The 12,965-nt window shown below is 58.9% G+C and carries 13 protein-coding genes; 11 read left to right on the forward strand and 2 right to left on the reverse strand.

What is annotated here, in order from left to right:
• Positions 1-309: 309 nt before the first annotated feature.
• Both HCF10_RS27650 and HCF10_RS27655 read right to left on the reverse strand, forming a co-directional pair.
• Positions 310-1,530 (reverse strand): CaiB/BaiF CoA transferase family protein, encoded by a 1,221-nt coding sequence (locus tag HCF10_RS27650; RefSeq protein ID WP_131699546.1) that lies wholly within the window; start codon positions 1,528-1,530, stop codon positions 310-312.
• A gap of 12 nt (positions 1,531-1,542) precedes the next feature.
• The gene (locus HCF10_RS27655; protein WP_131699547.1) at positions 1,543-2,724 is read right to left on the reverse strand and encodes an acyl-CoA dehydrogenase; all 1,182 of its coding nucleotides are present in this window, start codon (positions 2,722-2,724) and stop codon (positions 1,543-1,545) included.
• Positions 2,725-2,882: 158 nt separating this feature from the next.
• Between HCF10_RS27655 and HCF10_RS27660 the strand changes: the two genes are divergently transcribed.
• From HCF10_RS27660 to HCF10_RS27710, 11 genes are all read left to right on the forward strand, one after another.
• Positions 2,883-3,782, forward strand: a complete 900-nt coding sequence (locus HCF10_RS27660; RefSeq protein ID WP_167656809.1) for a LysR family transcriptional regulator — start codon at positions 2,883-2,885, stop codon at positions 3,780-3,782.
• 452 nt (positions 3,783-4,234) lie between these two features.
• Positions 4,235-5,356 carry a Re/Si-specific NAD(P)(+) transhydrogenase subunit alpha gene (locus HCF10_RS27665; protein WP_131699549.1) on the forward strand — a complete coding sequence of 374 codons (1,122 nt, stop codon included), beginning with the start codon at positions 4,235-4,237 and terminating at the stop codon, positions 5,354-5,356.
• A gap of 15 nt (positions 5,357-5,371) precedes the next feature.
• Positions 5,372-5,692: an NAD(P) transhydrogenase subunit alpha gene (locus HCF10_RS27670; protein WP_003220416.1), complete on the forward strand. Its 321-nt coding sequence runs from the start codon at positions 5,372-5,374 to the stop codon at positions 5,690-5,692.
• Entirely contained in the window at positions 5,692-7,128 is a 1,437-nt protein-coding gene (locus HCF10_RS27675; RefSeq protein ID WP_145338332.1) for an NAD(P)(+) transhydrogenase (Re/Si-specific) subunit beta, read from the forward strand. Before HCF10_RS27670 ends, HCF10_RS27675 begins: the two co-directional genes overlap by 1 nt.
• 179 nt (positions 7,129-7,307) lie before the next feature.
• Positions 7,308-8,801 carry an acetyl-CoA hydrolase/transferase family protein gene (locus HCF10_RS27680; protein WP_167656810.1) on the forward strand — a complete coding sequence of 498 codons (1,494 nt, stop codon included), beginning with the start codon at positions 7,308-7,310 and terminating at the stop codon, positions 8,799-8,801.
• Between the two features lie 318 nt (positions 8,802-9,119).
• Positions 9,120-9,335, forward strand: a complete 216-nt coding sequence (locus HCF10_RS27685) for a DUF1127 domain-containing protein (RefSeq protein WP_003187413.1) — start codon at positions 9,120-9,122, stop codon at positions 9,333-9,335.
• Positions 9,336-9,594: 259 nt separating this feature from the next.
• On the forward strand, positions 9,595-9,780 hold the full coding sequence (locus HCF10_RS27690) for a DUF1127 domain-containing protein (RefSeq protein WP_167656811.1): 186 nt from the start codon (positions 9,595-9,597) through the stop codon (positions 9,778-9,780).
• Positions 9,781-9,915: 135 nt separating this feature from the next.
• Complete coding sequence (locus tag HCF10_RS27695) at positions 9,916-10,236, forward strand: DUF2388 domain-containing protein (protein ID WP_131699553.1); 321 nt, start codon at positions 9,916-9,918, stop codon at positions 10,234-10,236.
• A 103-nt stretch (positions 10,237-10,339) separates the two neighbouring features.
• Positions 10,340-10,648 carry a DUF2388 domain-containing protein gene (locus HCF10_RS27700; protein WP_131699554.1) on the forward strand — a complete coding sequence of 103 codons (309 nt, stop codon included), beginning with the start codon at positions 10,340-10,342 and terminating at the stop codon, positions 10,646-10,648.
• Positions 10,649-10,674: 26 nt separating this feature from the next.
• The gene (locus HCF10_RS27705; RefSeq protein ID WP_131699555.1) at positions 10,675-10,995 is read left to right on the forward strand and encodes a DUF2388 domain-containing protein; all 321 of its coding nucleotides are present in this window, start codon (positions 10,675-10,677) and stop codon (positions 10,993-10,995) included.
• On the forward strand, positions 10,992-12,953 hold the full coding sequence (locus tag HCF10_RS27710) for a DUF7844 domain-containing protein (RefSeq protein ID WP_131699556.1): 1,962 nt from the start codon (positions 10,992-10,994) through the stop codon (positions 12,951-12,953). Before HCF10_RS27705 ends, HCF10_RS27710 begins: the two co-directional genes overlap by 4 nt.
• The last annotated feature ends 12 nt before the right edge of the window (positions 12,954-12,965 follow it).

The raw sequence follows: 12,965 nt of genomic DNA on the forward strand, positions 1-12,965 counted from the left end.
TCTACAGCGTTACACGCTGCTGTCAACACCTCTTTTTCTCCGCTTTCGACCGAGAAGATCGAATCGTTAATAGCGCCAAACAACACGACTCTATCAACTCCTTCTGGGCTTCGATGAACTGAAGCAATTCGCCGTCTAACCCTGCATAACTCTTTGTTTACCAAGGAGTTTTACGTTTCGACTGCGCCGGAAGTGGGGCGAATTATAGACTTCCAGAATCTGCCGTCAACACTTAATTTGGTTTTCCTATCAACTTACCGAAATTGATTAAAAAACCACCAAAAACGCCCTCTATATATAGGAGCACCGCTAGATAACTCCCGCTTCTTTTAAAGCCTTCACACTCGCCGAGCCCAACCCCAACACATCCTGCAGCACCTGAGCCGTGTGCTGCCCCAACAAAGGAGGCGCAGTACGGTACTCCACAGGCGTCTTGGATAACCGCATCGGACTGGCCACCAGCGGCACCATTCCTGCCAACGCATGCGGCAACTGTATCGCCAGCCCCCGCGCCTTCACCTGAGGATCGGCAAACACCTGGGCCACGTCATTGATCGGCCCACAAGGCACACCAACCCGCCCCAGCTGTGACACCCACTCAGCCGTTGTCTTGAAGACTGTAGCCTGGCGTATCAATGGAATCAGCTCAGCGCGGTTGGCTACCCGCACCTTATTAGTAGAGAACCGCGGGTCATCCGCCCACTGCGGCTGTCCAGCCACTTCGGCGAACTTACGAAATTGCCCGTCATTACCCACCGTCAGGATGAAATCGCCATCGGCCGTAGGGAAATCCTGATAAGGCACGATATTCGGATGAGCATTACCCAGTCGCTTTGGCGCCACCCCCGTCGTCAGGTAGTTCATCGCCTGGTTCGCCAGGCAGGCCACCTGCACATCAAGCAACGCCATATCGATATGCTGCCCACCACCGTCATGATCCCGATGCGCCAGCGCAGCAAGGATCGCCACCGTCGAGTAGAGCCCAGTGAGAATGTCAGTCAACGCCACCCCCACCTTCACCGGCCCGGCCCCCTCATCACCTTCCGGCCGGCCGGTAAGACTCATCAGCCCACCCAACCCCTGGATCATGAAGTCATACCCCGCGCGGGCGGCATACGGGCCCGTCTGACCGAAGCCAGTGATCGAGCAGTAGATCAACTCCGGATTCACCTTCTTGAGCGACTCGTAGTCCAACCCATACGCCGCCAGGCCGCCCACCTTGAAGTTCTCGATCAAGATGTCGGACTTGGCCGCCAGATCTCGCACCAGTTGCTGTCCCTCCGGGCGCGTAAAGTCGATAGTCACCGACTCTTTGTTGCGATTAGCAGACAAGTAGTACGCCGCCTCACTCGTGTTCTCGCCATCAGCGTCCTTAAGGAAGGGGGGGCCCCAGGCGCGTGTGTCGTCACCGCTACCAGGTCGCTCGACCTTGATCACCTCAGCCCCAAGGTCCGCAAGGATCTGCCCGGACCAGGGGCCTGCCAACACTCGCGATAAATCCAATACCCGCAGATGCGAAAGCGCGCCCATGCCGTTCCCCTATTAATAGAACGCCTGAAGACCGGTTTGCGCGCGCCCCAGAATCAAGGCGTGCACGTCATGAGTACCCTCATAAGTGTTAACCACCTCCAGGTTCACCAAATGACGTGCCACCCCGAACTCATCGGAGATACCGTTGCCACCCAACATGTCCCGCGCCATACGCGCAATGTCCAAGGACTTGCCGCAGGAGTTGCGCTTCATGATCGATGTGATCTCAACCGCCGCCGTTCCCTCGTCTTTCATACGCCCCAGACGCAGGCAGCCCTGCAGCGCCAGCGTGATCTCGGTCTGCATATCGGCCAGCTTCTTCTGGATCAATTGAGTTGCTGCCAATGGACGGCCGAACTGATGGCGATCCAGGGTGTACTGGCGTGCGGTGTGCCAACAGAACTCGGCAGCACCCAAAGCCCCCCAGGAGATGCCATAGCGCGCCGAGTTAAGGCAGGTGAAAGGGCCCTTCAAGCCGCGCACATCCGGGAAAATGTTCTCTTCCGGCACAAACACGTTATCCATCACGATCTCCCCGGTGATGGAGGCGCGCAGGCCGACCTTGCCGTGAATCGCCGGCGCACTCAGGCCTTTCCAGCCTTTCTCCAGGACAAACCCACGAATATCGCCAGCGTCGTCCTTGGCCCACACCACAAACACGTCAGCAATCGGGCTATTGGTTATCCACATTTTTGCGCCCGTCAGGCTGTAGCCGCCATCCACTTTGCGTGCACGAGTGATCATCGCGCCGGGATCGGAACCGTGGTCAGGCTCGGTCAAACCAAAACAGCCAATCCATTCACCCGAGGCCAATTTCGGCAAGTACTTCTGCTTTTGCGCTTCGGTACCGAACTCATTGATAGGCACCATCACCAGTGACGACTGCACACTCATCATCGAGCGATAACCGGAGTCAACGCGCTCAACCTCACGTGCAATCAAGCCGTAGCTCACGTAGCTCAAACCACTGCCGCCGTACTGCTCAGGAATCATTGCCCCCAGCAAACCGGTCTCACCCATTTCGCGAAAAATCGCCGGGTCGGTCTTTTCATGACGAAAGGCTTCGAGCACACGCGGCGCCAGCTTGTCCTGGGCGAATTGCTCGGCGCTGTCGCGCACCATGCGCTCCTCTTCGGTGAGCTGTTGATCCAGCAGCAGCGGATCGATCCAGTTGAAGCTTGCCTTGCCAGCCATGAATAAGTCCTCGCAAAGAAAAATCAGAAGTCGTGGATGGAGCCTAGGCCCGCCAGGCGGGGAGAGCAAACGAGGTTTTTGCATAGGCTTGTGCTAATTTCTCACTTCGTAACACAAGAAAATGGCACATCAGCACTTTTTATGTGAGGACAAGGTACATGCGCAGAAAAATCCCCAGCACCACCGCTCTTGTCAGTTTTGAAGCGGCAGCCCGCCACGAGAGCTTTACCAAAGCGGCGCATGAGCTTTCCATCACCCAAGGCGCCATTTGCCGACAGATCGCCAGCCTGGAGGAATTTTTAAGTGTCGAGCTGTTTCGGCGCTCACGGCGCGGGGTAAAGCTGACGGAGGCGGGGCTTTCGTACAGCCGCCGCGTCGCCACCCAGTTGGACGCCGTGGAGCGCGACACCCTGTCCGTCATGGGGCAGCAGGGCGCAAATACCATTGAGCTGGCCGTAGTTCCCACTTTTGGTACGCAATGGTTGATCCCTCGCCTCAAGGACTTTCAACGACAGCATCCGGAGGTGACGGTAAACCTGACTAACCGCACGCGCCCTTTTCTGTTTGCGGATACGGAATTCGACGCGGCAATTTACTTCGGCGACGCAGATTGGTCCGGGACCGAATCCCACAGGCTTATGGGAGAAAATCCTGTCCCCGTGTGCAGCCCGCGACTATTGGGCGAACTTGAGCGATTCACCCCCCAGAAGATTGCAGAACTGCCATTGCTGCAGCAGACCACCCGCCCTTACGCCTGGCGCCAATGGTTCAACGCCCAACAACTGAACGTGCCCCGCGACATGACAGGCCCACGTTACGAGCTATTCTCGATGTTGTCTCAAGCCGCCATGCACGACATGGGTATTGCGCTGATCCCGCCGTTCCTTATCCAGCGAGAACTGGACGAACATCGACTGGTGATCGCAAGCCCAGAGGCGCTGCCCAGCTCAAAGGCTTATTACCTGATGATTCCTGACAGAAAAGTCGAATCAGCCTCACTGCACGCGTTCAGAGACTGGTTGATCGACCAATCGCAGCGCTACAGCCCCAGCATTTAAAGGACAAACCCCACATACTGACTTTGTAGTCAGCTAAATTTAAAACCTACAGATGTACGTATATGTCGCATTTAAACAGACTGTACCTGTCAATCTTAAAAAAGGCTTAAGGCCATGATTTTCATGGCTTGTAGCGACTCCTATCGGTCAATTCCCGACTATTCACACCAACGATGGAAAAACACATACGAATCAGCTGTAGCCTTTTAAACACATGTATTTAAAGAGGTTATTTCAAACTATTGCGACAATCAGTCACAGGGTGACTTGTAGTTAATTTTTCGTCACCCGTCATAATCCCTTGAAGGCCGTAAAGTTCGCCTGCAAAATGCCGCGCCCCGCTGTCATTTCAGCGGGATCGTGCTGATCGGCCGCCCCAGCTGCGCCACTCACGGTGCACTGGCCTTTTTACAAAAAGATCAAAAGCAAAAAGATCATGCAGGAGATTTGACGTGCACATTGGTGTTCCTCTCGAAACCCAGACCGGTGAAACGCGGGTGGCTGCCACCCCGGAAACCATCAAGAAGCTGATCGGCCAGGGCCATAAGGTCACTGTTCAAAGCGGCGCAGGCATCAATGCCAGCATCGTCGACAGTGCCTATGAGGCGGCAGGCGCGACCATTGGCAGCGCCGGCGATGCGTTAGGCGCCGAGCTGATTCTCAAGGTGGTCGCCCCGAGCGACAGCGAGCTGGCGCTGATCAAAAGCGGCACCGTGTTGGTGGGCATGCTCAATCCGTTCAGCAATGAAACCATTGCCAAGCTGGCCGAGCAGGGCATCACCGCCTTTGCGCTGGAAGCTGCGCCACGCACCTCGCGGGCCCAGAGCCTCGACGTGCTGTCTTCCCAGGCCAACATTGCCGGCTATAAAGCCGTGCTGCTCGCCGCCCACCATTATCCGCGCTTCATGCCGATGCTGATGACCGCCGCCGGCACGGTGAAGGCCGCACGTGTGCTGATCCTCGGCGCCGGCGTCGCGGGCTTGCAGGCAATCGCCACGGCGAAACGCTTGGGTGCAGTGATCGAAGCATCTGATGTGCGTCCAGCCGTAAAAGAGCAAATTGAATCCCTTGGCGCCAAGTTCGTCGACGTGCCCTACGAAACCGACGAAGAACGTGAATGCGCCGTCGGCGTCGGCGGTTACGCGCGTCCGATGCCCACCAGCTGGATGCAGCGCCAGGCCCTGGCCGTGCATGAGCGCGCCAAGCAGGCCGACATTGTCATCACTACCGCCCTGATCCCCGGCCGCAAGGCGCCAACGCTGCTCAGCGCCGACACCGTCGCGCAGATGAAGCCCGGCTCGGTGGTCATCGACCTCGCGGCCGCTCAGGGTGGCAACTGCCCGCTGACCGTCGCCGACCAGGTGGTGGTGGAGAACGGCGTGATCATCTGCGGCCCGACCAACCTTGCCGGTGCAGTCGCCGCCGATGCCTCGGCCTTGTATGCGCGCAACCTGCTGGACTTCCTGAAGCTGGTCTTCAACAAGGAAGGGCAGTTTGAAATCAACCTCGAAGACGACATCGTCGCCGCGTGCCTCATGTGCCGCGACGGCCAAGTCATCCGCAAAAACGCCTAAGCAGGGATTCAGACGATGGAAGAGCTTATCTCCCCCGGTATCTACAACCTGATCATCTTTGTGCTGGCGATTTATGTCGGTTACCACGTGGTCTGGAACGTCACGCCCGCACTGCACACACCGTTGATGGCAGTGACCAACGCCATTTCGGCGATTGTGATTGTCGGCGCAATGCTCGCCGCAGCACTGACTGTTACTCCACTGGGTAAGACCATGGGTACCCTGGCCGTGGCCCTGGCGGCGGTCAACGTGTTCGGCGGCTTCCTGGTAACGCGCCGAATGCTTGAGATGTTCAAGAAGAAAGCCCCGAAAGCAAAAGAAGAGGCGCCGAAGTAATGAGCATGAATCTCGTGACGACGCTCTACCTGATCGCGTCGATCTGCTTTATCCAGGCCCTTAAAGGCCTGTCACACCCAACCACGTCGCGGCGCGGCAACCTGTTCGGCATGCTCGGCATGGCGCTGGCGGTACTCACTACGGTGGGCCTCATCTATAAGCTCGGCGCTGAACTGGCCACTGCCGGCATCGGCTATGTGATCGTTGGCCTGCTGGTTGGCGGCACCGCCGGTTCGGTCATGGCCAAGCGCGTAGAAATGACCAAGATGCCGGAGCTTGTGGCATTCATGCACAGCATGATCGGCCTGGCCGCGGTGTTTATCGCCATTGCCGCCGTGGTCGAGCCGCAGTCCCTGGGCATCGTCAAACACCTGGGCGACGCGATCCCGGCGGGCAACCGCCTGGAGCTGTTCCTCGGTGCGGCTATTGGTGCGATTACCTTCTCCGGTTCGGTGATCGCGTTCGGCAAGTTGTCGGGCAAGTACAAGTTCCGCCTGTTCCAAGGCGCACCGGTACAGTTCGGCGGCCAGCACAAGCTGAATCTGGTGCTCGGCCTGCTGACGCTGGGCCTGGGCCTGGCCTTCATGTTCACCGGCAACCTCAGCGCCTTCGCGCTGATGCTGGCCCTGGCGTTCGTGCTGGGCGTGCTGATCATCATCCCGATTGGCGGCGCCGATATGCCGGTCGTCGTTTCGATGCTCAACAGCTACTCCGGCTGGGCAGCGGCAGGGATCGGCTTCTCGCTGAACAACTCGATGCTGATCATCGCCGGCTCCCTGGTGGGCTCCAGCGGCGCGATCCTGTCGTACATCATGTGCAAGGCGATGAACCGTTCCTTCTTTAATGTACTGCTCGGCGGTTTCGGCAATGCGCCGGATGCCGGTGCTGCAGCGGGTTCTAAAGAAGCACGCCCAGTGAAGTCCGGTTCGGCCGACGACGCCACCTTCCTGCTGACCAACGCCGACACCGTGATCATCGTTCCAGGCTATGGCTTGGCAGTGGCACGGGCACAGCATGCGCTGAAGGAACTGACCGAAAAGCTGACCCACCGTGGCGTGACCGTGAAATACGCGATCCACCCAGTGGCCGGCCGTATGCCTGGGCATATGAACGTCCTACTCGCCGAGGCGGAAGTGCCTTACGACCAGGTATTCGAGATGGAGGACATCAACTCGGAATTCGGCCAGGCCGACGTGGTACTGGTGCTGGGCGCGAACGACGTGGTCAACCCGGCCGCGAAGAACGACCCCAACTCGCCGATTGCCGGCATGCCGATCCTGGAAGCGTTCAAGGCCAAGACCATCATCGTCAACAAGCGCTCAATGGCCAGTGGTTATGCCGGGCTGGATAACGAACTGTTCTACCTGGACAAGACCATGATGGTCTTTGGTGACGCGAAGAAGGTCATTGAAGACATGGTCAAGGCCGTCGAGTAACACTGCTTCAGCGCAATACTCCAAACCCCGGCCTCCTGTAGGCTGGGGTTTTTTATTACCCCATGAAACCCGACCAAAGGCTCTAAATCGCTGCCCCGCATTCGACCATGGTAGCGGGCCGAAATTTTTTGAAATCACTACACTGCCCACCTTGCTTCCGTAGCCTGAGATAACAATTCATGTACCGTGATCGTATCCGCTTGCCTTCGTTGTTGAACAAGGTCATGAGCGCGGCAGACGCCGCCGCACTGATCGAGGACGGCATGACCGTCGGCATGAGCGGCTTCACCCGAGCCGGTGAAGCCAAGGCCGTCCCCCACGCCCTGGCCGAGCGCGCCAAGACGTCCCCGCTGAAAATCACCCTGATGACCGGTGCCAGCCTGGGTAACGACCTGGACAAGCAACTGACCGAAGCCGGCGTGCTGTCCCGACGCATGCCGTTCCAGGTCGATAGCACCTTGCGCAAGGCAATCAACGCCGGCGAAGTGATGTTTATCGATCAGCACCTGTCGGAAACCGTCGAGCAACTGCGCAACAACCAGCTCAAGCTGCCAGACATCGCGGTGATTGAAGCGGTCGCGATCACTGAACAAGGGCACATCGTGCCCACCACGTCCGTGGGCAACTCGGCCAGTTTCGCGATTTTCGCCAAGCAAGTGATCGTCGAGATCAACCTGGCGCACAACCCGAACCTGGAAGGGCTGCACGACATCTATATCCCGACGTACCGGCCAACCCGGACGCCGATCCCGCTGGTAAAGGTCGACGACCGTATCGGCAGCACTGCGATCCCGATCCCGCCGGAGAAGATCGTCGCCATCGTGATCACCAATCAGGCCGACTCAGCCTCCACCGTGACACCACCCGACATCGACACCCAGGGCATCGCCAACCACCTGATCAACTTCCTCAAGCAGGAAGTGGACGCCGGGCGCATGACCAACAAGCTCGGCCCGCTGCAGGCCGGGATCGGCAACATTGCCAACGCAGTGATGTGCGGCCTGATCGATTCGCCGTTCGAAGACCTGACCATGTATTCGGAAGTGTTGCAGGACTCGACGTTCGACCTGATCGACGCCGGCAAGCTGAGCTTCGCCTCGGGCAGCTCGATCACCTTGTCGGAGCGGCGCAATGCCGACGTGTTCGGCAACCTGGAGCACTACAAAGACAAGCTGGTGCTGCGCCCGCAGGAAATCTCCAATCACCCTGAAGTGGTGCGTCGCCTGGGCATTATCGGCATCAACACCGCGCTGGAATTCGACATCTACGGCAACGTCAACTCCACCCACATCTGCGGCACGCGGATGATGAACGGTATTGGCGGTTCCGGCGACTTCGCGCGCAACGCGCACCTGGCGATCTTCGTCACCAAGTCGATTGCCAAGGGCGGCGCGATTTCCAGCGTGGTGCCGATGGTCAGCCATGTGGACCACACTGAGCATGACGTCGACATCCTGGTCACCGAAGTAGGCCTCGCCGACTTGCGTGGCCTGGCGCCGCGGGAGCGAGCCCGGGTGATCATCGACAACTGTGTGCACCCGGCGTACCGCGATGCGCTGAACAATTATTTCACTGCTGCCTGCGCCATCGGCGGACACACCCCACACATCCTGCGCGAAGCACTGAGTTGGCACATTAACCTGGAAGAAACCGGGCATATGCTCAAGGCTTGATTGGTACAGATTCGAGCTGATGCAAACACAGTTTCGTCAGCTCGATTGCATAACCCTCGCTTCTTGAAAAAACTGTACTGCTGTACCGGTCATTTCCTACCGAAAATTCCCACACCAGCGTTGTAAAATGCCCATTTCGCACCATTTAAGTGCGGACAGGTACAGTTGCCCCATTTCCGTACAGTACAGCACCTTTAAACAGTTAACTGGCCCCTCACAATACAGGTGAACTGTATCTAGAGAGTCTTGCGCCGGAAGAGGATCATTGGCATCAGTTAAACCACTACCTAATCCCGCCACAAGCGGAAGGATGTCATCATGGAACGTACACTCAGTTCCGAACTGTTCTTCGAAGAAAAAGCTGTAAACACCCAGGCTTCCCTGCCTTTGCGCGTTCTCGCCAACCTGATGCTGTGGCAGCGCCGCATCTCCAGCCGCCATCAACTGGCTCGTCTGGATTCGCGTCTGCTGGCTGACGCCGGTATCAGCGAAGCTCAACGCTACGAAGAGCTGAGCAAGCCGTTCTGGCGCTAATTGGCGCCCGCTGGCCCTGACCCACCGGGTCCACTGCCAGCACTGATTTGTCAAAACAAAGCCCGCCCCGGGAAACCGGAGGCGGGCTTTGTTGTTTCCGAACCTGCCTTTTTCCAGGCCAAACAGAAGCCGTTAGTCCGGACAGGTACAGTTTAAAAAATATAACAGTTAAGCAGTACAATTAAGCATTGGTGTATCTGTAACGGTCAAAGCAACTCGCCCACCATGGTGTTCCAGGACCTCATGAAAGGCGCTCACCATGGACACCCAGCCCTCTCTCTCTAAACGGCTGTTACGCCGGACCTTTTCCACGCTGGCCAAATGGGTACGCCACGCCTACGAACGACGCCAACTGGCGCAGCTTGATCTGCGAGAACTCTCCGATGTCGGCATCAGCCCGGGAGACCGAATGGCCGAGCTGCCAAAGCCGTTCTGGCGAGACTAGGCAGTCAATAAGCTTTCCGAACGGATAAACAGCGGCTTAATATCCAGCCACAACGTGGCGAACCGTTAGAACAGGCGTCTGATCCCCAATGGCTGCCCTGCGCCACCTTATTCGTTCACCTACAGGAGTCACCCCATGTCCCTTATTCGCCTGCTGAGTGCTGCAGCCCTGTTGGCCCTGGCCACCAACGCCAGCGCGACCAGCTTCATCGTGACCACCGACTCCATCGTCGGCGCATTGAAGGCTACTTCCGACGCCACCTCCGATGCCACTTCGTCCCTGCGGGATAACAAAGTCGTGCGCGCCGCCCGTGACGACGCAGCCAGCTTCGTCGCCAGCGAAGGTGCCATTCGTGGTGTGAAGCTGGAAAGCGCCTTGGCCCAGATCCGCCAACAAGCACCGCAACTGAACACCGCGACTGACGCCCAACTGGCCCAAGCCATCCTGGCTATTTGAGGGAGCTGACAAAGGGAGCGCCCGTCGCTCCCTGATGCCGCCGCACTGGCTCTCTCCCGGGCATTACGCTAGCCTTGGCGCTCGCTTTCAGTTGTCGAGTCCCATGGCTTTTTCATACCGTCTGCTAATAGTCCCTGTGTTGTTGTGTGCCAGTTGGTCGCCATTGGCTTCGGCCTTTGACCTGACCATCCAAGGTACCGTCGCGAGTGCGTATGCCACCAGCAAGGTGACTTCCGCGCCTTTCGACCGGAAAGTGGTCGTGGCTGCCCAGGATGATGCCGCTGCATTTATCGCCACTGACGGCCAATGGCGGGGCGCACGGCTGGAGTCCGCGCTGGATTATCTGCGCCGCACCCAACCAAAACTTAACGCCAGCGACCTTGAACTGGCGCAAGCAATTCTCGTCCAATAATCATCTTTGTATTTCGGAGTCATTCCATGCGTAGCCCGCTGATCGCCGCCACCCTTGGCCTGCTGTTGTTGGCCGACGTTGCCCAGGCACAAACCCTGGTGGCCACCAGTAACATCATTGTTCGCGCCTCTGGCCGCACCATTGATTTCACCTCGGACACCACCACCTCCATCCGCGACTCCAAAGTCGTGCGCGAAGCCCACGATGACGCGGCCAGTTTCGTCGCCACCAACGGCGAGATTCGTGGCGCACAGTTGGAAGCGGCCTTCGACACCCTGCGCACCCGCCTGCCGGAAGCGCGCGACGCCAGTGACCAGACCCTCGCCGAAGCTATTCTCGCTCTGTGAGGCGCCTTGTCGCCTGGCTCCTGGCCGGGACTGTGCTGCTGTGTGCCAGCGCAGCCCAGGCCAGCCTGCAACTGCGGCTCAAGCCAGAAGGCTTGAGCCCGGCCGAACAGCAGGCCAGCCAGGCATTGCTTGATGAGGCGATGCGCGCATTGCCGCCACGCTTTATCGAGCAGTTGGACCGGCGCATCGATGTCGGCTGGACCGACAAGATGCCCCAAAACGCTTACGGCCAGGCCTCCCTGGTGTCCGAACTGGACCTCAACCGCAACCTCCTGGCCAGCCTGACCGACGGCAGCGCCGCCACCCAGAAAACCAATCGTCCCCACGGCACCGTGCGCCGGGAAATGCTCGCCACTGTGCTGCATGAATTGACCCACATCTATGACCGCGCACGCCTGTGGTCCAAAGACGAACGCGCGCTGATACAGCGTTGCAGCCGCCAGAACAACATCACCGGCCTGATCGGCCTGCCCGATCAATGCCGTGGCCAGAATGACCGGCGCTTCACCCTCAGCGATGACCCGCGCCTGCTGGACCTGGCGGGCTGGCCGCAATATGTCGGCCGTCGCGGTGAACGCGAACAACATAACCGTCAGGTCGCGCGCAGCCCGGACATCTACGAAACCACCAGCCCGCTGGAGTTCGTAGCGGTCAATATGGAGTACTTCCTCCTCGACCCAAGCTATGCCTGCCGACGCCCCGCGCTGTTCCGCTATTACAAGGAACACTTCGGCTGGGCCCCACCGGAACAAGACACCTGCGCCAAGACCTACGCGTTCCTCAACGCCGGCAATGATTTCGCCAAGACACCGTTGGGCCACGTCGACCCGGAGCGGGTCTACGAAATCGACTACCTGCTGGCCGAAGCCAACCAGAACCTGGTCAGCCGCTGGGGCCACAGCATGTTGCGCCTGGTGATCTGCGCGCCGGGCCGCCCCCGTGGGCCGGACTGCCGGCTCGATTTGGACCAGCACCTGGTGCTGTCCTATCGGGCGTTCGTCGGTGACGTGCAGTTGTCCAGCTGGGATGGCCTGGTGGGCAAGTACCCGTCACGGCTGTTCGTGTTGCCATTGGCTCAGGTGATCGACGAATACACCAAGACCGAACTGCGCGGCCTGGCGTCCGTGCCCCTGAAACTGTCACGCCAAGAGATCAACGACACCGTCGAGCACGCTGCTGAAATGCACTGGAGCTATGACGGCAACTATTACTTCCTTTCCAACAACTGCGCGGTCGAAAGCCTGAAGCTTCTGCGCAGCGGCAGCGCCAACCCGCAGCTGACCGGCCTGGACAACATCACGCCTAATGGCCTGCTGGAAGTGCTGCAAGCCCGTGGCCTGGCGGATACCAGCGTACTCAACGACAAACGCGAGGCCATGCGTCTGGGGTATCACTTCGACTCCTTCCGCGAACGCTACCAGGCCATGTTCGACGTTCTGCGCAAACACCTGCCGATCAAGCAGACCCAGGTTGAAGACTGGCTGTCCCTCAGCGCCGAAGAGCGGCGCCAGTGGTTCGACCAGGCTGACCTGCGCACCAGCGCCGCACTGCTGCTGCTGGAACAGGCGAGCTTTCGCAAACAGCTCATGCTGGCCCAGGACGAAGTCAAGCAACGCTACCTCGGCGCCCGTGAACTGAAGAACGGCGGCATGGAGAAAGCCAACGCCACACTGCAGCAGATCCTCGCCAACAGTGGCTTCCTCAGCCGCCCGGCGGAACTGCTCGGCAGCGGTGGCTATGGCCTGCCGCAACCGTCGGAAGCAAAGCGCCTGGAGTCGGAAAGCGCCGAGCGCCAGAAGCAGTTGCAATCACTCACCGGTGAGCTGGATAAAGAGGTGAGGGCGCTGCTGGACCCGTCCCGCGCCGCCGAGATTGCCGCGTGTGAAGCCAACCTCAAGCAGGTGGGTGAACACCTGCGCAAACTGCACAAAGCAGCGGGCGGCCTCGAGCTGCCCTGAAGTACCTGAGAT

This window comes from Pseudomonas sp. B14(2022) (assembly GCF_012030485.1).
GTDB lineage: Bacteria > Pseudomonadota > Gammaproteobacteria > Pseudomonadales > Pseudomonadaceae > Aquipseudomonas.